This window comes from Nitrosospira sp. Nsp18 (genome assembly GCF_900103145.1).
Classification (GTDB): Bacteria; Pseudomonadota; Gammaproteobacteria; order Burkholderiales; family Nitrosomonadaceae; genus Nitrosospira.
The window spans coordinates 37,784-60,825 of the sequence record NZ_FMWY01000018.1; the positions used below are offsets into that span (position 1 = coordinate 37,784).

Consider the following 23,042-nt stretch of genomic DNA (forward strand, 5'->3'; position numbering starts at 1 on the left):
ATCGTTCAGTCAAGCCCATAGGCCATCCGGATCAGCGTCAACGGATGCTGCTTCTGCGCCTTGGTATCACCCATACCCTGCTCGATGTGCCGTGCGGCGATGGCGCAGTCAGAACTGATGTAATCGGGAGCGGAAGCCCCCATTTGCTTGAATACCGGTTTGCCGATTTTCATGGAATCGGCAAAGTGTTCGCTTTTTACTCCCCAGGTCCCATCATGGCCGGAGCATCGCTCCACGACGCTCACTTTCGTATCGGGAACCATCTGCAGCATTTCCCTGGTTTTCTGCCCGATGTTCTGAACGCGCAAATGGCAGGGAATGTGGTACGAAATATTGCCCAGCGGCTGTTTAAAATCGGTTTTCAGCAAACCGTCCCGGTTGCGCAACATCAGATATTCAAATGGATCGAACATTGCTGCTGCTACTGCTTTCACATCCTCATCCTCAGGAAACATGAGCGGCAGTTCCTGCTTGTACATAAGCGTGCAAGAAGGCACAGGTGTAAGTATTGCGTACCCTTCCTTCGCAAGTTTCGCCAATGGGGGAATATTCCTGGTTTTAAGCGCTTTCACCGCATCCAGGTCACCCAGTTCCAGCTTCGGCATCCCACAACAGGCTTCTTTTTCAACCAGACGCGTGGGAATTCGGTTGTGGTCAAGAACTTTCAATAAATCGTGCCCTATGCCGGGCTCATTGTAATTGACATAGCAGGTAGCATAAATCGCAACCTTCCCCGATGTCCTGTCACCGTCATGCACTTCGAAAGATTGGTTGAGCCTGGCGTTCGGGCGAAATTTATGACTGTCATAGTCCGGCAGTTTCCGCTCGGCGTGAATACCCAGTACGTTATCCATCAGCTTACGGGCGACCGGCGCCTTGTTAACCGCGTTTACCACCTCAGCCACTACCGGAATGGCGGCCAGTTTACCCATGAGATCGGTACTGGAAAGCAATTTATCACGGAAGCGGACGTCACCTTTTTTGTGCTTGACGGCCTTCGCGCGCAGCATCAGATGAGGAAAATCCACATTCCATGGATGCGGGGGGACATAGGGACATTTGGCCATGAAACACATATCGCAGAGATAACACCGATCGACTACCTCCCAGAATTTCTGCTTCTCCACCCCATCGAGTTCACCGGTGCTTCCCTCGTCTATAAGATCAAACAAGCTCGGAAATGCCGTGCATAGGCTGACGCAACGGCGGCAACCATGACAAATGTCGAAGACACGCTCCATTTCACTGAATAGCTTCGGCTCGTCATAAAAATCCGGATTTTCCCAGTCGAGCGGATGACGCGTGGGACGCTCCAGACTGCCTTCTCGAGTGGTCATGGCGATATGAAAATGTATAGGGATAAAACAGGTGGAACTTCAGAGCAGAACGTCACAGCGGAACAATCGGGCCGGATCGAATGCTGGCACTCGACCCGGTCATTCCTGCCTTGCAACGACTCAATCAGCCAGGTTATCCAGAACCTTCTGGAAACGATTGGCATGAGAGCGCTCAGCCTTGCCCAACGTCTCGAACCAGTCGGCGATTTCGTCGAAACCTTCATCGCGAGCAGACTTGGCCATGCCAGGATACATATCGGTATATTCATGCGTCTCGCCTGCTATCGCCGTTTGCAGATTGGCGCGAGACGAGCCGAATGGCATACCTGTAGCCGGATCGCCGCAAGTTTCCAGATACTCCAGATGTCCATGGGCATGCCCGGTTTCCCCCTCCGCCGTCGTGCGGAAGATGTTTGCAACATCATCCTGACCTTCAACAGCCGCTTTGCTTGCAAAATAAAGATAACGGCGATTGGCCTGAGATTCTCCGGCAAAGGCAGCTTTCAAGTTTTCTTCGGTTTTTGATCCTTTCAGTTCCATGTTTCCCCTCCTGGTTAGTTAAGTACCAATAATCAAACTGATCATATCCGCGGGCCATCCGAGCTGGATGCTCGAATAACATGAATTCATGTGGCCCAAAACGAGGCCAAACTAAACCCCGAGAGACTATCGAAGGGGCTTCACCTTGTCAACCGGTCGACTTGCATACGGTTTATGCTTGTGTGGGTTTATGCTTGTGTGCGCCCCGTTGCACCTAACGAGGTTAGTCGTACTGAACAATATCTTAAAAAAAACCTGCGTTCACTTTAAACCGGGTGGAGATGGCGATAAATAAAAAGTGATAAGCCGAGAAAGCAAAATATTGCCCTATACGTGCAAAATTCCGCTCGATCGACCTCTTTACTCAGGTAACCAGATTCTGCGGCTTTCCGGCCACCCAGGCTTCAATATTGTCGATTAGCTGATCGGCGAGAAAGTGCATTGCCTCGGCTGAGGCCCAAGCGATATGTGGCGTAAGAATGAAATTGGGGCGGCGCAGGTCGAGCAATGGATTCCCGTCTTTAGGCGGCTCGACGGTGAGCACGTCAAAGCCGGCGCCTGCAATAATGCCTTCTTGCAGGGCCTGAACCAGAGCTGCCTCATCGACAAGTCCACCCCGCGCGGTATTGATCAGCAACGCGCTGCGCTTCATCTTGCGGAATTCATCAATGCCGATCATGTTGCGCGTGGCTGGCGACAATGGGCAATGCAACGAGAGTATATCCGACTCGGCGAGTACCTGATCGAAAGGAGTGAGCAGCACATCTTTTTTCTTGCTGGACGGATGGTACGCAAATAAAACACGCATGCCGAACCCGCGCGCAATTGCAGCGGTGCCGCGCCCGATAGCGCCTTCGCCGATTATGCCCATGGTCGCGCCGAACAATTCGCTTATATTATGCGTAAACAAACAGAACTGTTCCGATTTCTGCCACGCCTCCTGCTCAATCTCCTGCCGGTACGCCAGCAAGTTGCGGCGTAACGCGAGCACCATCGCGAACACGTGCTCCGGTACGGTATGGATCGCATAATGGCGGATATTCGACACCGCGATGCCACGCTTGCGGCAGGATGCAATATCGATGGCATCATATCCCGTTGCGGCAATCGCTATCATTTTCAGCTTGGGCAATTCCGCGAGAATCTCGTCGCTCAATCCCAATTTATTGATGATGGCTACAGTCGCACGCTGCAGGTGCGGCACGATCTGATCAGAAGTCGTTTGCGCGTATTCCTCGTACGTATGCTCAAAATTCGGTCGACGTACCTTCACCTTTAGTGAATCCCGCTCCGGAAAAACGACGTGATGGCTCATGTGTATTTTTTTCCCTTATTCAACCTGGAGAATCCAGATAATTCTGGCATAGAGGCCCCGACGATAACTAAGCGATAACTGAGCCGGCAACTCTGATTGAATACAGGGCACAGGACGAACCATGCCCCGTCGGCGGCAGTATAGTGATCCAGAAGACCTGCTTTGCCGAACCAGACGGGATGGCGGCAACCACAGCCGTCGGCGCGCCGGCGCCGGATTGATCATGTTACTCCCGATTCATCGTGGCAGAAAACAGGCTTGCTGAGATAATCATCAGCCCGCCAATCCATTCCCTGGGCGTCATCGCCTCATCAGTCAGGAAATAGGCTGCAATCGCCGCTACCACTAACTCGAAAAGCATGATTACGATGGCCTGATTCGCGGGCGTGTGCGCCAAGCCGTATTGCACAACCAAACTCAGGGCGAACACGATCAATCCGACGCCCAACAGGAGCAGATACGTTTCTGTAGAAATGTCGCTTATTACGGGCGGGTCAACCAGAAACAGGCTGTAACCGAATGCTACCAGCGCGACACCGGTCCATACCGCCACCGATTTTACCTGAACACTATGGTATTGGTCTTTGCGGCTCAGCACATTCGAGAGTGCAAACATGAAGCCAGCTGATAATCCCATCCAGTCACCATAAGAGGAAGGCAATGAAAAACCGTTTTCCGGCTGCCACAGCATGACTATCGCACCTGCCAAAGAAAAAACGATAACCAGATAACCGTGCAAACTCAATATTTCATTCAGCAGAAGGCGAGAGAACACGATTGTCCATAGCGGTGCGAGATAAAATAAAAGCAGGACACGCATGACCTCGCCGTGAATGACGCCGAGTACGTAGGCGAGATTGGTCCAGCCTGCAAACAGGCCAATCCAGAACAATAGATGTGGCTCGCCGCCGAGCACCTGCGATCTGTGCAAATATTTCCGGAATATAAGCAGCCCCAGCAGTAAGGCAATTGCGTAAGTGACCGAGGTCGCGATGGCGCCGCTTATCCTGGCTTGTTCCAGCAATCGATAGGGATACCACAGCAGGCCCCAGATACTTGCTCCTATGAGCAGCGCCGCCACGGGAAAATCATTTTGTTTCGTTTTGTTCATTTTGATTGGTCGCGAGACGCCTGCCCTTTATAATCCTGTTTCGATCAATAGACTTAAAGCCACTAAGGTAGCAGATTGCTGTACAGAGCCTGCCCCAGCCTACCAAATTGAATCCCAATCTCGACCGCCTGCAACCTTATCCCTTCCAGAAGCTCAATAAGCTGTTTGAAGGAATCGAGCTAAATACGGCTCTTCCTCCCATCAGCCTGCACATAGGCGAGCCCAAACATACCACACCGGATTTTATTCGCCAGGCTCTGGCGGAGAATCTCGGCGGGATGGCCTTCTACCCCACCACCCTTGGCGCCCGATCGCTGCGAGCACGCATAGCCGCCTGGCTGATAAAGCGCTATCACGTGCCTGCCGTCGATCCTGACACACAGGTTATTCCGGTTAACGGGAGCCGCGAAGCGCTGTTCTCTTTTGCCCAGGCAGTAATTAACCCATCGCCTCCAGACGCCATTGTGGTTTGTCCGAACCCCTTTTATCAAATATACGAAGGTGCGGCTTTGCTGGCGGGCGCCACTCCATATTTCCTGAATACGCTGCCGGGAAATAATTTTGCCCTCGACTATGCGCAACTGTCGGGCGATATCTGGTCGCGCACGCAACTGGTGTATGTCTGCTCCCCTGGTAACCCTACGGGCAGGGTAATGTCGATGGATGAGTGGAAGCACCTATTCGAGCTTTCCGATCGCTATGGCTTCGTTATTGCGTCTGATGAGTGTTATTCCGAGATCTATTTCGATGAGGCTTCTCCACCGCTTGGCGCACTTGAGGCTGCCCAACGTCTTGGTCGCACCGGCTTCCCCAGGTTGGTTATATTCAGCAGTCTGTCGAAAAGGTCTAATGTGCCAGGTATGCGCTCGGGTTTCGTAGCGGGAGATGCGGCGTTACTGGCAAAATTTTTGCTCTATCGTACCTACCATGGCAGTGCAATGAACCCGGCAGTGCAGGCGGCGAGCGAGGCAGCCTGGAGTGACGAGTTTCATGTTATCGAGAACCGCAGTCTGTACCGGGAAAAATTCGATGCGGTTACTGAATCGTTGCAGGAAACTCTGCAGGTGTCCATGCCGGATGCCGCATTTTATTTATGGATGAAAACACCGTGCAGTGACGTCGAGTTCGCCCGGCAGCTTTATCGCGATTATAATGTAACGGTTTTACCCGGCAGCTATCTGGGACGATATGCGCACGGGATCAATCCTGGCGGAAATTTCATTCGTATCGCCCTCGTTGCTCCGCTGGAAGAATGCATTGAAGCAACTGGACGCATAAAAATGCTGGTAGCGGACTTGCAGCGCGAACGACGGAAAATTTGAATCGATATAATATCTAAAGCAGATTAAGGAAAATCATGGATCAGCTCCAAAGTACCATTGAAGAAGCATTCGAACGCCGCGCCGAGATTACACCGCGTAATGTCGAGGCCAAACTCAAGGAATCCGTTGCCCAGGTACTTGAAATGCTCGATGGCGGTAAACTGCGGGTGGCAGAGAAAATAAATGGCCAATGGAATACGCATCAATGGATAAAAAAAGCGGTGCTGCTTTCTTTTCGCATAGAAGACAATAGCTTCATCAAGGGCGGTTTCTCCAACTATTTCGATAAAGTGCCCTCCAAGTTTGCGGATTACAGTTCAAAGGATTTTCGTAATGGAGGCTTCCGCGTGGTGCCCCCCGCGACAGTAAGAAAAGGCTCGTTTATTGCCGGTAACGTGGTATTAATGCCTTCGTATGTCAATATCGGCGCGTACGTCGATGAAGGCGCAATGGTCGATACCTGGGCCACGGTGGGTTCCTGTGCCCAGATAGGCAAGAATGTACATCTTTCCGGCGGCGTGGGGATAGGCGGCGTACTTGAGCCGCTACAGGCCAATCCGACTATCATCGAGGATAATTGCTTTATTGGTGCACGTTCGGAAATCGTCGAAGGGGTGATTGTTGGAGAAAATTCCGTAATTTCCATGGGTGTATATATAGGCCAGAGCACCAAGATCTATAATCGGGAAAGCGGCGAGATAAGCTATGGCCGTATTCCGCCGGGATCTGTGGTTGTTTCGGGTAATTTACCCTCTGCGGATGGGAAATACAGCCTTTATTGCGCGGTCATCGTTAAACAGGTCGATGCGAAAACCCGCGCAAAAACTGGTATCAATGAGCTTCTGCGCGGGATATAGGCCGCAAATCATCCTTCGTCATATCAACCGCCGGCGCCCACGTTACTCATCCGGCAAAAAAATATGGCTTTCGTTATTTTGGCTTGAATCGATATTGGGTCTAAAACAGCAGTAGCGTGCTTTGCACGTTACTGGTAACCGGTTTCCGCCAGCATGACATTCATATCGCTTGCCTTGATCACAGTACAACAGTAAAAATCAGTAAGTAATACTCACCCGCGCATCCGCAAGCCGGTTTCTTTTCAGGAAATATCCCATGCACAATGACACTATCGCGCTCGCAAAGGCGCTAATCGCCCGTCGTTCCCTAACGCCACTCGATAATGGTTGCCAGGAAATCCTCATCAGCCGCCTGGAACCGATCGGCTTCAATATTGAAAAGATACACTGCGGCGAAGTGGATAATTTATGGGCCCGGCGTGGAACCGGTTCTCCACTATTGTGTTTCGCCGGACACACTGATGTGGTGCCGACTGGCCCGCTCGACAAATGGGAAAGCGACCCCTTCAAACCTGAAATCCGGGATGGCAAGCTTTATGGTAGAGGCGCAGCCGACATGAAAGGATCACTTGCGGCTTTCATTACCGCAATTGAGGCTTTTGTTGCCGAACACCCGAATCATGGCGGTTCTATTGCGTTGCTTGTCACCTCGGACGAAGAAGGGGTGGCAACAGACGGTACCGTCAGAGTGGTGGAGGCTCTCAAAGCCCGTAATGAGCTGATCGACTACTGCATCGTCGGCGAACCCACCTGCGTGGACAAGCTTGGCGATACCATCAAAAATGGCAGACGCGGTTCACTATCCGGGACATTGACAGTGAGAGGCATACAAGGCCATATTGCTTATCCTCATCTGGCAAAAAATCCGATACACCTTGCCGCCCCAGCGATTGCGGAACTGGCACAGACCCAATGGGATGAAGGCAACGAATATTTTCCGCCCACTACCTGGCAGATTTCCAACATAAATGGCGGTGCCGGCGCTACCAACGTCATTCCCGGCGAAGTCACCCTGTTGTTCAATTTCCGTTTCTCGACCGCAAGTACGGTCGAATCGCTAAAAGCCAGGGTGCATGAAATCCTGAACCGGCAAAACCTCGATTATCACTTGCTGTGGGAGCTCTCCGGCAAGCCCTATCTCACGCCCAGGGGCAACCTCGTGGAAGCAGTGAGCCACGCTATCAGAACCCTGACGCGAATCGAGCCGCAGCTATCCACTTCCGGTGGTACCTCCGACGGGCGTTTCATCGCGGACATCTGCCCGGAGGTAGTGGAGATGGGGCCGCGCAACGCCACCATTCACAAACTCAACGAATATGTGGAAGTAGAGGACCTGGAACAGTTACCGCAAATTTATCGGCTGACGCTTGAGAATTTGTTGCTTAAATAATCCCACTCTACCTGAACCGCAAGCTTCCAGCAGGATGGAGGGAGCGCCGCCCAGCCCGCCAAGAATGGATAAGATAGGTACAGCCTATAGCAGCCTATGACGTTCATCATATCGAATAAAATCTATGTACCGTGAAGCAAAAACGCAACTTCAAACCGTCCGCGACCTGCTGCGCTTCGCGGTAAGCCGCTTTAACGACGCGGGTCTTTTCTTCGGCCATGGCTCAACCTCGGCATATGATGAGGCGGTGTATCTGGTTTTGCACACTCTGCACTTGCCGCTCGATCAACTGGAACCATTTCTGGATGCTCGCCTCACCTCGGTCGAGCTGGATCAGGTATTGGGCATACTCAGGCGTCGCGCAACCGAAAAAATCCCGGCTGCTTATCTCACTAACGAAGCCTGGCTAGGCGATTTCAGTTTTTATGTGGATGAACGTGCGATCGTGCCGCGCTCCTTCATTGCCGAATTGCTGCAAGAGCAACTCGCGCCGTGGATTGAAGAGCCGGGCAACATCCATTCCGCGCTTGATCTTTGTACCGGATCGGGATGCCTTGCCGTGCTGCTTGCCCACGCTTTCGAAAACGCTGCGATAGATGCTGCGGACATTTCACATGAGGCGCTGCAAGTTGCCCAAAAGAACGTATCGGATTACGACCTGGAACATAGAATCAGTCTTGTTCGGTCTGATTTATTTGCTGCATTGGCAGGACGTCGTTACGATCTCATCATCAGCAATCCGCCTTATGTCAGCGCGAAATCAATGGCAACTCTTCCAGAAGAATATTGCCATGAACCGCGCAGCGCACTGGCGAGCGGCGAAGATGGTCTGGAAGCAACCCGGGCAATATTGCTCCAGGCGTCCGATTATCTGACAGATCGGGGAATTCTGATTGTCGAGATCGGGCATAATCGTCAAGCGCTGGAACAGGCCTTTCCTCTGACGCCTTTCACCTGGCTTGAAACCAGCGCCGGGGATGAGTTTGTTTTTCTTCTGAGGCGCGACCAGCTTCCTGAATAGTTACCCTGAAGTTGCGTTGAACGGTGGTTTACATACACCGCAAGTGTGGTTGGGGTGATCACCAACGCCCATGTTTCCTATATTTCCATATTACGACATTTTGTAGCGGACTCCGGATGGGCCGTAAATGATGAGGTGAGGTGCTGTTTCCTTATTGGCTCATAGCCACCAGCTCCAGCAGACGCTTTATCTCCACCTCATCCAGCTCGATCCATTTTCCTCGTTTCAGGCGCGGCGGCAGATTAATTGGGCCAAAACGCACGCGCATCAGGCGGCTCACTGTCATTCCCACTTTCTCGAACATGCGGCGCACTTCGCGATTCCTGCCTTCTTTCAATATCACGCGATACCAGTGGTTGGAACCCTCTCCGCCTTGATCGGACAAATGTTCGAATTTTGCCAGACCATCTTCCAGCTCCACGCCGGTGGTCAACAGTTCCGTTACTTCAGGCGTCAGGCGCCCCATGATCCGCACCGCATACTCGCGCTCGACTTCAAAGCGCGGATGCATCAAACGATTAGCCAATTCGCCATCTGTCGTAAAGATCAGCAGCCCGCTGGTGTTGTAATCCAGCCTGCCAATGGCTATCCATTTGGAAGACCGCATTTGCGGCAGTTTTTCGAAGACTGATGGACGGCCTTGTGGATCGTCGCGACTGACTATCTCCCCTTCCGGCTTGTGATAAAGCATGACTCGGGGCAACCGTTCACGGGACTTGAGATGAATCACGCGCTTGCCCACACGAACAATATCCTCAGGTCCCGCGCGGTCGCCGATAGTTGCGACCTTTCCATTGATGGTGGTCTGCCCGGCAGCGATCAACTCCTCCATTTCACGCCTTGATCCCAACCCTGCCTGCGCCAGCAACTTATGCAGTTTTTGCGTGATGGGCGGTGCCGAGGCAGAAATCGGTTCAACTCCCGCTACCGTCGCAGCTATTTTTTTCTTTGCCGGCCTGAGCGGACTGTGCGCCAGCGATCTCGACAGCCTGGACGATTTTGGCGGCTTCGGCAACCTGGCTGTCATCTTGGTCTCAACTTTCTGTTTGTGGTTTATCACGACTTACACTTCGGCACTTGGATGCCATCTGGGGTAGAGAACGTCATTCCATTACTTCACTTTACTTTATAGCCTTACGATTATGCTGACAGCAGCGGAACAGATCGGTGAAACGGCATTTCGGCACAAACCATTAACTGATAATGCGCCCTTACCTGCTCGGACCAGGTCAAACCTGAAATAACGATCCTGGATGTTTTCTTGCCGGAACTAGATCTCTCTACGCTCAATCACCGCTTGCGCCAGCGTACCGCTATCCACGTGTTCCAGTTCGCCGCCAACCGGCAACCCGCGTGCAATACGCGTGACCTTCAGATCTTTGTTATGCAGCAGTTCGCTAATGTAATGAGCGGTCGCCTCCCCTTCCACAGTGAAATTGGTGGCGAGCATTACTTCCCGCACTACGCCATCCTGAGTCCGCCTCAGCAGACGATCAAGATGAATTTCCTTGGGGCCGATGCCATCCAATGGCGAAAGTCTTCCCATCAGTACGAAATACAGGCCTTTGTAGCAGTGCGCCTGCTCCATCATCAGCAGATCGGCTGGCATTTCGACCACGCATAGCAATGCGGCGTCGCGCCGTTGAGAAAGGCATAATTCGCATATCACTTCTTCTGTGAAGTTATTGCATTTCTCACAATGCCTGATATGTTGCAGCGCATAATCGAGCGAACTGGCGAGGCGCCGTGCGCCCTCATGATCGCGTTGCAACAAGTGATACGCCATTCGCTGTGCTGACCGGGGGCCTACCCCAGGAAGACAGCGCAAGGCGTCGATCAGATCCTCGAGGCTGGTTGGCGTTTTCACTTAAAAAACGTGATAAAAAAGCACTGAAACGAACATAGAATCTACTGAAGTAAGTCGACATGACGAATATCAATCCATTAGTCACAGTCACATATTTTTCATGTACAGCTAAAATGGCAGCTTCATTCCCGGCGGCAGCGGCAGCCCGGAGGTGAAGCCGGCCATTTTTTCCTGAGTGGTAGCTTCCACTCGTCGCACAGCGTCGTTTACCGCAGCAGCAATCAGGTCTTCCAGCATATCCTTATCGTCACCGATGAGGCTGCTGTCGATACTGACGCGCTTTACATCATAACGACAGGTCATTACCACCTTGACCATGCCCGCTCCGGATTGGCCTTCGACTTCTATCGAAGCCAATTTTTCCTGCATATTTTTCATGTTCTCCTGCATCTGCTGAGCCTGTTTCATCAGATTGCCCAAGCCGCCTTTCATCATTTTTACCTCCGCTATTGAATAGGTTTGATCGAAGAAACGATCAGTTTTGCATCGAAATGCTCCACCAGTTCTCGTACAAACAGGTCGGATTCGATAGCTGCAACGGCCTGCGAGTGCTTCTCCTGCTTTTCACGACTACCAAGTTCCGCAGGTGTTAAACCAGTGATAATTCCAATGGAAAACTTCAGCCGAACCGGCTTTCCCAAATGCTCCCTCAAAGCAGTTTGCATCCTTTCCTGGTAAGCCTTATCAAGCAGGTGCTTATGCGTCTCGGGCACGCAGAATTCGATTTCGTTCGGCAAGACATTCTTCACTTCGCAGTGCTGAGCCAGCATTTTGGCCAAGCCGCTCAGCTTTAACTGATTTACCATCACTCTCCAGCCGTCGCTGAACGAGCTTAAGTTTATGTCAAAATCCGGCTTAACCGTTGTTTCGATTGTAACTGACGACGATGGGCGTTTAATTTCCGCATTAGTGCGGCTGCTTGGGCCTCTTGCCGCAGCCTCGGCTGCAGTTTTGTCCTGGCCTCCCGTTGAAGCCGCCGTCATATCGTCGGGTATGAAAGCCAGCATTCGCATCAGCGTCATAGTGAAGCCGGCATACTCATCCGGCGCCCGGCTCAGGTCGTCGCGACCATTTATGGCAATCTGATAAAACAACTGAATATCTTCCGGCAAAAAGACTTTGGCCAGTGCGAAAATCTGTTCTCGCTCCGGCGCATCCTCGCCGATAGCCGACGGCACGACTTGCGCCAGCGCAACACGGTGCAGCAGCGTTGCCATATCCTGCAGCGCAGCGTCAAGCGACAGGCTGCGGTTTTCCATCGCATCGGCTATCGCCAGCATCTTCGCCCCGTCTTTTTGCGACAAGGCATCCAGCAAGTCGTAAAGATAGCTCTGGTCAATCGCGCCAAGCATGTCGCGCATTCCGGCTTCTTCGATCTTCCCCTCGCCAAAAGCAATCGCCTGATCCAGTATGCTCAAGGCATCGCGCATGCTGCCCTGCGCCGAGCGTGCAAGCAATTGTAACGACGTTTCATCGCAGCTTATATGCTCCTGCTCAAGCACATGCTTGAGATGCGCAGCAATTAGCTGCACCGGAATTTGCTTCAGGTTGAATTGCAGGCAACGAGACAGAACCGTTACAGGAATCTTCTGGGGGTCGGTAGTGGCAAGTATGAACTTGACGTGCTCCGGCGGCTCTTCCAGCGTCTTTAGCATGGCATTAAAAGCCGATTTGGAGAGCATGTGTACTTCGTCAATAATGTAAACCTTGTAGCGAGCCACCGTAGGGGCGTAAAGTGCGTTCTCCAGCAGTTCGCGCATCTTTTCGACTTGCGTATTGGAGGCCGCGTCCATTTCAATCAAATCGATGAAGCGCCCGCCATCAATCTCGGTGCAAGCGGAACACACGCCGCAAGGCGTCGAGGAGACACCTGTCTGGCAGTTGAGAGCCTTGGCTAAAATACGCGCGATAGTGGTCTTGCCGATACCACGGGTTCCTGTAAATAGATAGGCATGATGCAACCGTTTTTGCTCAAGCGCGTTGGTAAGCGCCCTAACTACGTGATCCTGCCCGGTCAGCTCGGAAAAGCTCTTCGGTCGCCATTTACGGGCAAGAACCTGGGTCTGGGACATGATATCGAGAGATGACTATTTTAGGCTGGATTATAGATCGGAAAGAATCTGGGATTTGTTCTGTTTACAGCAGGGTGGAGGGAACCGGCAATGACGTGGTTCCCTCCACCTGTGCAAACAAAAAAGGGTGGCGAGCCTAACCCCCGGCACTTGCAGAAAATAGCTGTGGCTGCTTCCTTCCGGACCTGACCAGATTCACTACTATGCAATGCGGGGAGGCCCGCCATATAAAGCTGAAATTCAAATAATGAGGATCACGACGCTGCACATCCATCAATTGTACTATTGTGCACTGAGTTACGTCTTGCGTCTACCGGCACAGTGACCGGCTAAGCCTACGTTCCGATGGGAATTAATATTCAGGCAGACAATTCTACGTAGGTAATGAGTCGGACAGAACTGATCGGAAAAACTTTTCCCACCATTGCATTGTAAGAATATGCGGTCAGGACTCGGCCTAGCATGAATTTGATGAGACTGACAGCACCGCATCTGCGGGCTATACCGCGCAACGAGCTCCGCCCTCAACGAAACGCAGAGGACGGAGCGGTAAAGTTACAGTACAGATTTAGACAACGTTATCCAGAATGGATCTACTTTGATTATTCCATTGTACATCCAGAAGGTTGGAGAAGCGTGCGATGATTTGCACGGCAAGGCCACCTGCAAACAGCGCTGCCCATGCCAAGACTACGAAACCCCAATGCAACGGCGCGCTGAAAAGTTCTTCCATGAACCAGAAGGCATGGCCCCACTCGTTAAGACCCACGTTCGGCAGACTCATCACCGGTCCGCTGATGGCCATTACCAAAGGAAACGAAGTTCCCTTGTTGTAGAGAGGCAACCGCGTTTTTGCGTACAGGTAAGTCGCTATCCCCATGATGATGTACATCGGAAATGAGCCATAAAAAAGCGGGATATGGCTGGGTGTGAAGCTCGTATCGCGAATGATCACCTGATGCCATGATGCGTCTTGCTCGGTGAAGAAACTTGACCCGAAATAAACAGCGAACAGATATACGCCGAGCCACATGAGGAAATAAAAATAGCGCTTGATTTCCTGTTTCACCGTTAGGCTGGCCAATAGCGCCTCGCTATCACGCGTCTTCCATATCCAACCCCAGACAACAAGCGCTACGACCGGCCACAGCATCATTTGAAAACGCCATAGTCCCATCCAGATTTGCTCGAACTCCGGTTCCATCGAGTCCATCCCATGCGAGTAGGCATAAGTGCGTTGGAACCAGACCCAGAAAATGGCAATCCCCAGTATAGGCAAAAGGCCCATTTTGTAATACTTGGAGTCGTACCACTCAGACATATCGTAGCGAGCACTGCTCACCTTTGTTTGATGTGTAGCTAATTTTTCTGGCGTAGTTGTAGACATTACCAACTCCTATTTTGTAAGTTAATTAAGAATTTCCAGACCAGAAACGTGGGGAGTCCAAATTAAAAACAAAAACTACCAGTTTTGCTTGGACTGAATAAATTTCAATATGGTTCCAAGGTATTTTCCGCAGCGACCAAGGTTTCGCTTGATGCCATCGTCACCATTGCAAGTTCCTTTAAAAAAAATATTTAAACTACCAGTTCGAATTAGACAAATTTAGTTCTCGATAGTTCGCAGCGTGCTGCTTATAACGATCGAATAATCCGCTTTCTTCGGTAAAGCAATGATTTCAAACGATGATGTAAGCATTCGCAAACTCCTGTTTCAAACAATCAAGAACTTCCTGTTTCCCAAAGGGTCTACCAGTCCTTGTTCGACTCAGCCTCTACAGTTTAGTTCCCCTAATCACGTCGAGGGTATTTACTGCAGCTTTGCGCTTATTACGATAATTGCACTGATGGGGATAAACGAACAATCGGCTTGGGTCCCGGCGAGTCTTGTTGAGCTGGAACTATAAGAAAGCATTCCTGCCCATATAGCTCATATTTTCCGAAAAACCGGCACCAAAAACAAACCCCGCCGATCAGGCGGGGTTTGTCCATGCGACTTACCTGATATCAATCAGCTAGCCTTGCAGCTTATTATTGTTTCTACGCTTTACCATACCACCCATCAACAACAGCCCTGCTACCAGCATGGCATAAGTCTCCGGTTCCGGAACGCTCGGCACTTGTGTCAAAGTAAAGGTGGAGGTGTTACCGGCGCCGGGATCGAACGGGCTCAGGTTAAAGGTCGCGTCGGCCACACCGCCAGCCGCTAAATTTCCGGTAAAGTTAAGGTTACGGGGACCACTTGAGCCATCGAGCGTAAAGTCACCAAACGTTGACTGATTATGGGCAGTAAATACAACGCCATTACCCTGGTTAACGTGAAAGAAACCACCCGCAAGACGAGCGCACGCCTGACCACTGAAGGCCGTCGATTTTTTGTGCAGGCGAATCAGGCGACGGTGGAGATAAAGCCGAATTTCGTCAGTGCCTTGATCCAGCGAGGGGCATTACGTTGTACTGAAAGCGCTTCATAGTCAGTGGCCGAATCCCGGTAGTGTTGGTTCCGCTTGAGCATGAAGAAGCTGGTGCGCAATATTTTGTGTGCCAAGGCGACGATCGAGCGTTTGTGGCCACGTCGCACGATCAGCGCCTGGAACTTTGACTTGAAGACAGACGTGGTGCGGCTGGCGGCATGCGCGAATTCGCAAAGAAGCCGTCGGACATAGAGATTGCCTTTGCGGACACGACCTGATTTACGCTTCCCCGCCGACTCGTTGTTGCCCGGACAGATGCCGACCCAGGACGCGAGTCGATCAGCGCTCCCGAAGGCATCCATATCGCTGCCGATTTCAACCAGTAGCATGGCCGCGCCGATCAGATCGACGCCAGGCAGGGTTTGCAGCAAGGCCAGGGCGTTGCGTTGGGTGGCCAGCCCTTCCAGCAGTCGCGCATCAAAGCGGGCAATGCGCGCTTCAATCTCTTCGATATGCCGCATCAGCTCGTCGAGGACGAAGCAATGGCTCGCGGTCAATTCGCCTTGCAAGGCGTCGAACAGTTCTTCACGGCTGGCCTTGAGTCGCTTGCTGACCAATTCCAGTACTTCGTGTGGAGGCCGGCCGGCAATGATGGCCTTGACCATGGCCCGTGCCGACTGGCCATGCAAGTCGCTGACCACCACGCCAAGGCGAATGCCACCATCAGTGAGCACTTTGTGCAGGCGATTCTTCTCGGATGCCAGTTGGCTGACCAGCTTCTGCCGCTGGCGCGAGATCAGGCGCAGCTCGCGCATCATTGCGGGCGGTATGAACGACCCGCGCAGCAGTCCGGCCCGTGCGAGGATGGCCAGCCACTGTGCATCGCCGACATCGGTTTTGCGTCCCGGGACATTCTTGACATGCCGGGCATTGACGACCAGTGCACGAATGCCTGCCGCCTCCAGTGCGGCAGACGGACTCTGAAAGTCAAATGCCCGTGCTTTCCATCACCACTTGATCGGGCCGCAGCGCTGCCGCCCATTCGGCCAGTGCGCGCCGGTCCCGCTTGAATGCGCCAAACTGTCGTTGCTCAATGCGCATCGTGCCATCCGCTTCTTCGATGATCGCGCAGGCCGTAATTTGCGCCTGATGCACATCGAGTCCGATGATGCGTTTGTGAAGTGCTATCAGTTCCATCTCACCTCCATTCCGGTTAAACTTCAGGATGGAAAGTGGCGGGTGCCAGAACTGAATATGCCTGAAGGCGACAAGTCGCCAACGGCCTGTTTAACGTGCGCTCTCCAAGGAAGCAATCCGGGGTACGAGTCAGTTCAGCGGGTCACGTTAGATTCGGGGTGCCACCGCCAAAATATTGCGCGACCTCTTCCCGCCATCTTCCATCCCGTAGTTTCTTTCATTATCAGGGGTGGCGCTTGTCGCAATGCCCGTTAGAGCTGGTACCGGAAATTTGAACAAGCCGCTAAGTGGAGAATCTGCTACCTTTGACTGCCCTACGGGGCGAGGAAATGGAGCAGAAGATGGCAAAAAGAACGAGACGGACGCACTCAGCGGCGTTCAAAGCAAAAGTGGCGTTAGCGGCTTTAGCGGGAGACAAGACGCTGGCCGAACTGGCACAGCGGTTTGAAGTGCATCCCAACCAGATTACGGAGTGGAAACGGCAACTCAGCGAGCGAGCGGCCGACGTATTTGGTGGAACCACTGTGGCTGAGCCGCCGGTTGATCTGAAGGTATTACATGCCAAGATTGGTCAGCTGACACTGGAGAATGATTTTTTAGAAGGCGCGCTCCACAAGGTGGGATTGCTGAGCGCAAAGCGATGATAGACGGCAACCACGCACTTTCGCTCAGCCGTCAGGCTCAATTGGCCGGCATCAGCCGGGGCAGCGTGTACTATCTGCCCAGACCGGTAAACCTTTCTGTCCTGATGCTCATGCGTCGCATTGACCAATTGCACCTGGAGCACCCGTTCATGGGCGCACGCATGCTGCGCGACCAGCTCAATCGGGAGGGATACGATGTTGGACGCAAGCACGTGGGCACGTTGATGAAGCGCATGGGCATTGAGGCACTATATAGAAAGCCTGGAACCAGCAAGAAGCACCCCGGCCATGAGATTTATCCTTACCTGCTGCGGGGCCTTGCCATCAATCGGGCCAACCAGGTTTGGGCCCTGGACACAACCTACATCCCAATGGCCAAAGGCTTCGTCTACCTTACCGCCGTCGTGGCTTGGGCCTCGCGGCGTGTATTGGCAGCAAAAGTAGCGATCACGCTGGAGGCCTGCCATGCGGTCGAGGTGCTGCAAGAAGCATTCAGCCGCCATGGTAGGCCGGAAATTGTGAACACCGACCAAGGCAGCCAGTTCACCGCCCATGAATTCTTGCAGGCGGTCAAGGAACAGGGTGGCAAACCCAGCATGGATGGGCGCGGCGCCTGGAGAGATAATGTGTTCGTTGAGCGCCTGTGGAAATCGGTGAAGTACGAGCGGGTGTATTTGCACGCCTATGACTCGGTCACTGAGGCCAGAGCATCGATCATGCAATACATGGACTGGTACAATCAAGCCAGACCGCATTCGGGCCTGGAAAAGAAAACACCTGATGAAGCTTATGCCGTGATGTTGCCGACGGTTAAACTGGCAGCGTGAGAATCAGCAGAGATTCCACTTAAAAAACTCGGGCCGCTGTTCAAACGAGTGGGGCCAGCTCTCAGGTAGTTCCAACACACGGTGGCATTTGATCAGCCGCCGGCAGGCCTCGGCGATCTCCTGGTCTTCCTTCTCGCTTTGAATGAATTCATGGCTGTGGCCGAAGGACACGGCCTTGGAGAACTTGTTTGAGCCCTCGACCTTGTTGAGCTGCTTCTCGATCGCCTGCCGGAATTCAAGATCGTCAATGTATTTCAGAATGAAGCGCGTCTTTGGAATCTTACCAAATTCCTTCAAGGCCCGGTACAGCGGGTGTTGCTTGGAATAGGAGTTCAGGCGCTTGAAGAGCTGCGAGGCTGTCGTGACCTTCAGTCGGATGGTCGCGATAAAGCGCAGCATCTCATCCCATTGATCCTCAATGGGGTAGTGTGGCAGGGGTGCAGCTTAGCTGCCCCCTATGTCGCTTGGTTTAGCGATAAACCGTGGGCACCTTACTTGGCTCTGTTGCAAAAAAGGACAAACCAGAACTATGCCCTTGATCGATTGATTATGCGCTGTAGATACCGAATTGCCTTTCAATGAGCCGGATTTCTCCTGTGAGACCTTGGCCAGATTTCCAAATGTCCATCTGTCCTTTTTTAAACATCCGCATGAGCTCGAAACCTTTGATGGCGGCATAGGCTGTTTTCATCGATTTAAAGCCCCGCACTGGGTTTATCAAGCGTTTGAGCTTGCCATCAGCTTCGATAATATTGTTCAGGTATTTTACCTGCCGGTGCACGGTGTCCGGCGGACGCTTTCCTTCCGCCTTTAATTCGGTAATGGCAGCATGGTAAGCGGGCGCCTTGTCGGTATTGATAGCACCGGGGTGCGCCCAGGGTTTCATGGATTTCAGGGCTTTGCCAAGGAAGCGTTTGGCGGCCCGAGTATTGCGAGTTGGGGAGAGATAGAAATCAATCGTATGGCCTTGTTTATCAACAGCTCGGTAAAGATACGTCCATTCCCCTTTTACTTTTACGTAGGTTTCGTCCACTCGCCAACTGTAGCCCATGGAAGGTTTCCAATACCACCTCAGGCGCTTTTCCATTTCAGGCGCATAGTGCTGAACCCAACGGTAGAGCGTCGTGTGATCCACATGAAGACCACGTTCCAGCATCATTTCCGCCAGATCACGATAGCTGATCCCCTCTTTACAATACCACCGGACACAACTCAGAATTATCTCTCCACGAAAATGACGCCAGGAGAGCATGCAAAACGGGGGGGGGGAGGCTAGGCTGCCTTTTTAAGGTTTTCCGTGCCGGCCGATCGAAAGGCGGAATACCAAACTTCGCGCGCAGCCAGGAAGGCGAGGCATCACGCAATAGCTGCACGGTTGTGATACCGACAGCATGCAGCTGCAGGCCGATACGTCGTCCCACGCCCCAGACTTCGCCTACAGAGGTTGCACGCCCGAACCCTCGGAATTTTTCTGATGCCGGTAGAAACAGGGAAAATTAGGACGAATCTTTCTTGCATTTAAATTTAATCAACTGATATTTATGCTATTAAAATTTTCAGAATAACTTTAACCTAATCGATCTTGGATCAATTTTAGCTAATATAGAATTTCAATAACATATTGATTTAATATAACATTGAAAATTCCGCAGGTTCGGGCTTACCCCCATCTAGGCCCATTGGGAGCGAAGCTACAATCTGACGACATATAGGAACCCGCGACCGGAAGGTGATGACATGATTAGCGTAGCACCTCACAGAGATCGTTCATTCCGTCCCCATCGGAAAGATCCATTAATCTCAACAAAGGCATATCGGGTGCCATATGGGACAGCAGCATAAAGTCGTCGGCGACTCCTGCCCGCATTAGCTCGTTAACCTTGCTATCCAGCAATTCGGCAAGCGCTCGCCTTTGAGAAACACGATAGGTGTCATCACTGGCAGGTGCGGATCCGCCGCGAGGCGAGGCTGGCGTCAGATTGTAGCTTCGCTCCCAATGGGCCTATTAAACTAAGCACCAACCTTGAGGACCATTTTCCCGAGCTTAAGAGCAGAGAAATGTCAGGAATTTTTACACTCTGCACGCCGCAAACCCAAGAGTCGACGAAACGGACGCTCACCTCGTTAGCCAGCGTCAAATCCATTGTCGCATGGCTGATCTGTCCTCCGGTATATTGGACGCCCGAACCCTCGGAATTTTTCTGATGCCGGTAGAAACAGGGAAAATTAGGACGAATCTTTCTTGCATGTAAATTTAATCAACTGATATTTATGCTATTAAAATTTTCAGAATAACTTTAACCTAATCGATCTTGGATCAATTTTAGCTAATATAGAATTTCAATAACATATTGATTTAATATAACATTGAAAATTCCGCAGGTTCGGGCTTACCCCCATCTAGGCCCATTGGGAGCGAAGCTACAATCTGACGACATATAGGAACCCGCGACCGGAAGGTGATGACATGATTAGCGTAGCACCTCACAGAGATCGTTCATTCCGTCCCCATCGGAAAGATCCATTAATCTCAACAAAGGCATATCGGGTGCCATATGGGACAGCAGCATAAAGTCGTCGGCGACTCCTGCCCGCATTAGCTCGTTAACCTTGCTATCCAGCAATTCGGCAAGCGCTCGCCTTTGAGAAACACGATAGGTGTCATCACTGGCAGGTGCGGATCCGCCGCGAGGCGAGGCTGGCGTCAGATTGTAGCTTCGCTCCCAATGGGCCTATTAAACTAAGCACCAACCTTGAGGACCATTTTCCCGAGCTTAAGAGCAGAGAAATGTCAGGAATTTTTACACTCTGCACGCCGCAAACCCAAGAGTCGACGAAACGGACGCTCACCTCGTTAGCCAGCGTCAAATCCATTGTCGCATGGCTGATCTGTCCTCCGGTATATTGGACATGGCAACCCGTGGATGATCCGCTGGCACTGGCGCACGCTTAATCTTATTCCATAGTAGCTTTCCAGGTGTTGTGTCAGAAGCTTTCCACTCCATTCTCGTTCCGGATATCCGAGCAAGCATGGTGGCCTTTGCAAGTCGAGCACAAGGCCTTGCATCTGCTCGTCGGCCAGCCTAGTGCGGCGTCCACCCGAATGGTGATCACGTAATCCCTCCATGCCATAGTTAGAGAAGGCATGCACCCAGCGTTGGATCGTGCGCGGATTCTCGCCAAACCACTGTGCAACCTCGTAGCAACTGCGATTCTCAGCGACCAGCAATACGCAGTGCAAACGGTGTAGAAAATGCGGCTCACAGGATGTTTTAACTGAGGCACGAATCAGCTCCCGAATCCAGTTTGCGTTGGGGAGACTGAGTTTTTGCAAGGCGTCAACCTACGTCGATGATTAGCTGCGGAGTTCGGTGCATGCGGCGATGATTATGTCGCAAGAAACATTGCAGCAATTGGGGCATGGTGATTGCTTGAAATATATCAGGATCTAAAAATTATTAATAAACTGCTAGCCGCGCCCCGTAGCCTTATCAGGCTTCGGGTTCCCAGGCCCCAATTTTGGACCCCTAAGTCTCAGTTTCAGACTTCTAAGTGGACTTCGCTCGATTCCTCTCAGGAGCTATTAACCTTATCGGGCTGGAGGAAAGAAATATGTCTGCTATCACACACAAGACCTTCTATTGCACATTGGCCATGCTAGTTTTCACGGCGGCCACACCAGCGGCGAAGGCGGCAACACCCCTTACCCAGGCTCAATTGCTGACGGAACTTATGATAGAGAGCCAAGGAGATAACGCCGGCTATCTAGGGCTGATGTTCGGCCCTGATGCAAACAAACACACGTCATTGTTGGGGCGTCGGTCTAATTGTGTACAACCTTTTATATAACGAATAACAATTTAGGAGGTATGTGATGAAAATACCAAAATACTTGTCGAGACTGTCATTGGCAGTGATCGGAGCGCTTTACGGTGCCTCCCCAGCATTGGCGGCGCCAATTCTGGGTTCGGCTCAAAGTTTCGCGGTACTGGGCGCCTCGACGGTGACCAATACCGGCTCGACCACCATCTGGGGAGATCTGGGTGTCTACCCAGGCACTTCGATCACGGGCCTGGGGAGCATCTCCCTCACAGGAACGGTACACCAAACTGATGCGGTCGCGCAGCAAGCTCAGGCTGATGCCCTCACTGCGTACAATACTCTTGCAAGTCAGGTGGTCACTATCGACCTAACTGGTCAGGATCTGGGGGGACTCACGCTCACTCCCGGCGTCTATTCCTTTTCGTCATCGGCTCAATTGACGGGAACGCTTACTCTCAACGCCCTAAACGATCCCAATGCACTCTTCGTTTTTGAGATAGGGAGCGCGCTCACGACCGCAAGCAACTCGGTTGTCAACGTGCTCAATGGCGGTGCAAATAACGGTGTGTTTTGGCAAGTCGGCAGCTCCGCGACTCTGGGTACCAGCACGCTCTTCGCAGGAAATATTCTCGCGGATCAGAGCATCACCCTGAATACCACCGCAGAGATTCTGTGCGGTAGGGCCATCGCGCTACATGGTGCGGTGACAATGGACACCAACACCATCTCCAACGACTGCACGGGCGGCGGCGACATAGGCAGCGGGCGCAATGACTTCGGCAGTGTCGGCTTCAGCGGTTCCGGCAGTAGCGGTGGTGGTGGTGGTCAGACCGTTCCCGAGCCAGCCACACTGGCATTGCTGGGCCTCGGACTTGTGGGACTCAGATTTAGTCGACGTTGGCACGGTTGAGATAAACAGTCCAATGACCGTAAGCGTCGACCAAACACCGTCCTTGACGAGCCGTTCAATGCATCGAATAAATGGAGGAAATGACTGAACGGCAGAACTGAAGACATCGGATGATCAGCGATATGTGTAAGGACGTGGCGCAGCCACGTCCTCGCGATCGACGCCGTTTAATTTTTCCGTACCAATGAGGGGGGTAATCGTCCTTTTAGTGCGGTTGCATAGCCAAGGGAGCGTGCCACCATAAGGATAAAATTTAATCATGGCGCAATTTTCGCGCGCGAAAGTCCATCCCTTATCTACCAGAAGTGGCCCCAAGAATTTGAACAAACCCATAAGTGGAAAATCTGCTACCTTTTGATGGTCCCTGCGGGACTTTGATATGGAGCAGAGAAATGG

General features: G+C 52.1%; 20 protein-coding genes, 1 other RNA gene and 2 pseudogenes. 7 read left to right on the forward strand and 16 right to left on the reverse strand.

Going from position 1 to position 23,042, the window contains the following annotated elements; all coding sequences use genetic code 11:
* Positions 1 to 5: 5 nt before the first annotated feature.
* The 4 genes from BLS94_RS09355 to BLS94_RS09370 all read right to left on the reverse strand — a co-directional run bounded on the left by BLS94_RS09355 (position 6) and on the right by BLS94_RS09370 (position 4,303).
* Complete coding sequence (locus BLS94_RS09355) at positions 6 to 1,337, reverse strand: (Fe-S)-binding protein (protein WP_090960130.1); 1,332 nt, start codon at positions 1,335 to 1,337, stop codon at positions 6 to 8.
* A 120-nt stretch (positions 1,338 to 1,457) separates the two neighbouring features.
* Positions 1,458 to 1,877 carry a rubrerythrin family protein gene (locus tag BLS94_RS09360; protein ID WP_072768785.1) on the reverse strand — a complete coding sequence of 140 codons (420 nt, stop codon included), beginning with the start codon at positions 1,875 to 1,877 and terminating at the stop codon, positions 1,458 to 1,460.
* 364 nt (positions 1,878 to 2,241) lie between these two features.
* Positions 2,242 to 3,192 carry a D-2-hydroxyacid dehydrogenase gene (locus BLS94_RS09365; protein ID WP_090960133.1) on the reverse strand — a complete coding sequence of 317 codons (951 nt, stop codon included), beginning with the start codon at positions 3,190 to 3,192 and terminating at the stop codon, positions 2,242 to 2,244.
* A gap of 226 nt (positions 3,193 to 3,418) precedes the next feature.
* Positions 3,419 to 4,303 carry a DMT family transporter gene (locus BLS94_RS09370; RefSeq protein WP_090960136.1) on the reverse strand — a complete coding sequence of 295 codons (885 nt, stop codon included), beginning with the start codon at positions 4,301 to 4,303 and terminating at the stop codon, positions 3,419 to 3,421.
* A 107-nt stretch (positions 4,304 to 4,410) separates the two neighbouring features.
* Between BLS94_RS09370 and dapC the strand changes: the two genes are divergently transcribed.
* The 4 genes from dapC (at position 4,411) to prmB (ending at position 8,893) form a co-directional block, all read left to right on the forward strand.
* Entirely contained in the window at positions 4,411 to 5,625 is a 1,215-nt protein-coding gene (gene dapC / locus BLS94_RS09375; protein ID WP_090960139.1) for a succinyldiaminopimelate transaminase, read from the forward strand.
* A gap of 35 nt (positions 5,626 to 5,660) precedes the next feature.
* Positions 5,661 to 6,482, forward strand: a complete 822-nt coding sequence (gene dapD, locus BLS94_RS09380; protein WP_090960142.1) for a 2,3,4,5-tetrahydropyridine-2,6-dicarboxylate N-succinyltransferase — start codon at positions 5,661 to 5,663, stop codon at positions 6,480 to 6,482.
* A gap of 256 nt (positions 6,483 to 6,738) precedes the next feature.
* A complete protein-coding gene (gene dapE / locus BLS94_RS09385) occupies positions 6,739 to 7,872 on the forward strand; it encodes a succinyl-diaminopimelate desuccinylase (RefSeq protein ID WP_090960145.1) in 1,134 nt (377 codons plus the stop codon).
* Positions 7,873 to 7,996: 124 nt separating this feature from the next.
* Complete coding sequence (prmB, locus tag BLS94_RS09390; RefSeq protein WP_090960148.1) at positions 7,997 to 8,893, forward strand: 50S ribosomal protein L3 N(5)-glutamine methyltransferase; 897 nt, start codon at positions 7,997 to 7,999, stop codon at positions 8,891 to 8,893.
* A 151-nt stretch (positions 8,894 to 9,044) separates the two neighbouring features.
* Here the strand turns inward: prmB and rluB are convergent, their stop codons facing one another.
* The 8 genes and pseudogenes from rluB to BLS94_RS09430 form a co-directional block, all read right to left on the reverse strand.
* Entirely contained in the window at positions 9,045 to 9,920 is an 876-nt protein-coding gene (gene rluB, locus BLS94_RS09395; protein ID WP_090960152.1) for a 23S rRNA pseudouridine(2605) synthase RluB, read from the reverse strand.
* 243 nt (positions 9,921 to 10,163) lie between these two features.
* Complete coding sequence (gene recR, locus BLS94_RS09400; protein WP_072768792.1) at positions 10,164 to 10,760, reverse strand: recombination mediator RecR; 597 nt, start codon at positions 10,758 to 10,760, stop codon at positions 10,164 to 10,166.
* 108 nt (positions 10,761 to 10,868) lie between these two features.
* Positions 10,869 to 11,192, reverse strand: a complete 324-nt coding sequence (locus tag BLS94_RS09405) for a YbaB/EbfC family nucleoid-associated protein (protein WP_176767844.1) — start codon at positions 11,190 to 11,192, stop codon at positions 10,869 to 10,871.
* A 14-nt stretch (positions 11,193 to 11,206) separates the two neighbouring features.
* Positions 11,207 to 12,832 carry a DNA polymerase III subunit gamma/tau gene (gene dnaX / locus BLS94_RS09410; protein ID WP_090960155.1) on the reverse strand — a complete coding sequence of 542 codons (1,626 nt, stop codon included), beginning with the start codon at positions 12,830 to 12,832 and terminating at the stop codon, positions 11,207 to 11,209.
* Between the two features lie 126 nt (positions 12,833 to 12,958).
* Positions 12,959 to 13,057: signal recognition particle sRNA small type (gene ffs, locus BLS94_RS09415), an RNA gene on the reverse strand.
* A gap of 343 nt (positions 13,058 to 13,400) precedes the next feature.
* A complete protein-coding gene (locus BLS94_RS09420) occupies positions 13,401 to 14,219 on the reverse strand; it encodes a methane monooxygenase/ammonia monooxygenase subunit C (protein WP_090960158.1) in 819 nt (272 codons plus the stop codon).
* A gap of 628 nt (positions 14,220 to 14,847) precedes the next feature.
* The gene (locus tag BLS94_RS15270; RefSeq protein ID WP_072768796.1) at positions 14,848 to 15,027 is read right to left on the reverse strand and encodes a PEP-CTERM sorting domain-containing protein; all 180 of its coding nucleotides are present in this window, start codon (positions 15,025 to 15,027) and stop codon (positions 14,848 to 14,850) included.
* Positions 15,028 to 15,221: 194 nt separating this feature from the next.
* A pseudogene (locus tag BLS94_RS09430) lies at positions 15,222 to 16,443 on the reverse strand (IS110 family transposase).
* A 341-nt stretch (positions 16,444 to 16,784) separates the two neighbouring features.
* On the opposite strand from BLS94_RS09430, the gene BLS94_RS09435 reads away from it, so the two are divergent.
* A protein-coding gene (locus tag BLS94_RS09435; protein ID WP_090960182.1) for an IS3 family transposase occupies positions 16,785 to 17,914 on the forward strand; the annotation gives its coding sequence in 2 pieces (ribosomal slippage) (positions 16,785 to 17,043 and positions 17,043 to 17,914; 1,131 coding nt in all).
* A 3-nt stretch (positions 17,915 to 17,917) separates the two neighbouring features.
* Here BLS94_RS09435 and BLS94_RS09440 read toward each other — a convergent pair.
* Together BLS94_RS09440 and BLS94_RS09445 are read right to left on the reverse strand one after the other, a co-directional pair.
* Positions 17,918 to 18,349: a Tn3 family transposase gene (locus BLS94_RS09440; RefSeq protein WP_371130268.1), complete on the reverse strand. Its 432-nt coding sequence runs from the start codon at positions 18,347 to 18,349 to the stop codon at positions 17,918 to 17,920.
* A gap of 112 nt (positions 18,350 to 18,461) precedes the next feature.
* A complete protein-coding gene (locus BLS94_RS09445; protein WP_090960164.1) occupies positions 18,462 to 19,166 on the reverse strand; it encodes an IS6 family transposase in 705 nt (234 codons plus the stop codon).
* Between the two features lie 1,536 nt (positions 19,167 to 20,702).
* Here BLS94_RS09445 and BLS94_RS15275 point away from each other — a divergent pair.
* The gene (locus tag BLS94_RS15275; protein WP_256325366.1) at positions 20,703 to 20,867 is read left to right on the forward strand and encodes a hypothetical protein; all 165 of its coding nucleotides are present in this window, start codon (positions 20,703 to 20,705) and stop codon (positions 20,865 to 20,867) included.
* Positions 20,868 to 20,900: 33 nt separating this feature from the next.
* Here BLS94_RS15275 and BLS94_RS15465 read toward each other — a convergent pair.
* Positions 20,901 to 21,248: pseudogene (locus tag BLS94_RS15465) on the reverse strand (helix-turn-helix domain-containing protein); the annotation flags it as partial.
* A 540-nt stretch (positions 21,249 to 21,788) separates the two neighbouring features.
* Here BLS94_RS15465 and BLS94_RS09460 point away from each other — a divergent pair.
* A complete protein-coding gene (locus BLS94_RS09460; protein WP_090960170.1) occupies positions 21,789 to 22,646 on the forward strand; it encodes an ice-binding family protein in 858 nt (285 codons plus the stop codon).
* Positions 22,647 to 22,760: 114 nt separating this feature from the next.
* On the opposite strand, the gene BLS94_RS15060 is transcribed toward BLS94_RS09460, so the two are convergent.
* A partial coding sequence (locus BLS94_RS15060; protein WP_218124782.1) for a hypothetical protein occupies positions 22,761 to 23,042 on the reverse strand: 282 nt, incomplete at its 5' end.

Coding starts and splice junctions, on each gene's coding strand:
- BLS94_RS09405 (WP_176767844.1), bottom strand. CDS start 11,192: ATGAAAGGCGGCTTGGGCAATCTGATGAAACAGGCTCAGCAGATGCAG.
- rluB (WP_090960152.1), bottom strand. CDS start 9,920: ATGACAGCCAGGTTGCCGAAGCCGCCAAAATCGTCCAGGCTGTCGAGA.
- prmB (WP_090960148.1), top strand. CDS start 7,997: ATGTACCGTGAAGCAAAAACGCAACTTCAAACCGTCCGCGACCTGCTG.
- dapD (WP_090960142.1), top strand. CDS start 5,661: ATGGATCAGCTCCAAAGTACCATTGAAGAAGCATTCGAACGCCGCGCC.
- dapE (WP_090960145.1), top strand. CDS start 6,739: ATGCACAATGACACTATCGCGCTCGCAAAGGCGCTAATCGCCCGTCGT.
- BLS94_RS09360 (WP_072768785.1), bottom strand. CDS start 1,877: ATGGAACTGAAAGGATCAAAAACCGAAGAAAACTTGAAAGCTGCCTTT.
- BLS94_RS09420 (WP_090960158.1), bottom strand. CDS start 14,219: ATGTCTACAACTACGCCAGAAAAATTAGCTACACATCAAACAAAGGTG.
- dnaX (WP_090960155.1), bottom strand. CDS start 12,832: ATGTCCCAGACCCAGGTTCTTGCCCGTAAATGGCGACCGAAGAGCTTT.
- BLS94_RS09365 (WP_090960133.1), bottom strand. CDS start 3,192: ATGAGCCATCACGTCGTTTTTCCGGAGCGGGATTCACTAAAGGTGAAG.
- BLS94_RS15275 (WP_256325366.1), top strand. CDS start 20,703: ATGTCAGGAATTTTTACACTCTGCACGCCGCAAACCCAAGAGTCGACG.
- BLS94_RS09445 (WP_090960164.1), bottom strand. CDS start 19,166: ATGCTCTCCTGGCGTCATTTTCGTGGAGAGATAATTCTGAGTTGTGTC.
- BLS94_RS09460 (WP_090960170.1), top strand. CDS start 21,789: ATGAAAATACCAAAATACTTGTCGAGACTGTCATTGGCAGTGATCGGA.
- BLS94_RS09355 (WP_090960130.1), bottom strand. CDS start 1,337: ATGACCACTCGAGAAGGCAGTCTGGAGCGTCCCACGCGTCATCCGCTC.
- BLS94_RS09370 (WP_090960136.1), bottom strand. CDS start 4,303: ATGAACAAAACGAAACAAAATGATTTTCCCGTGGCGGCGCTGCTCATA.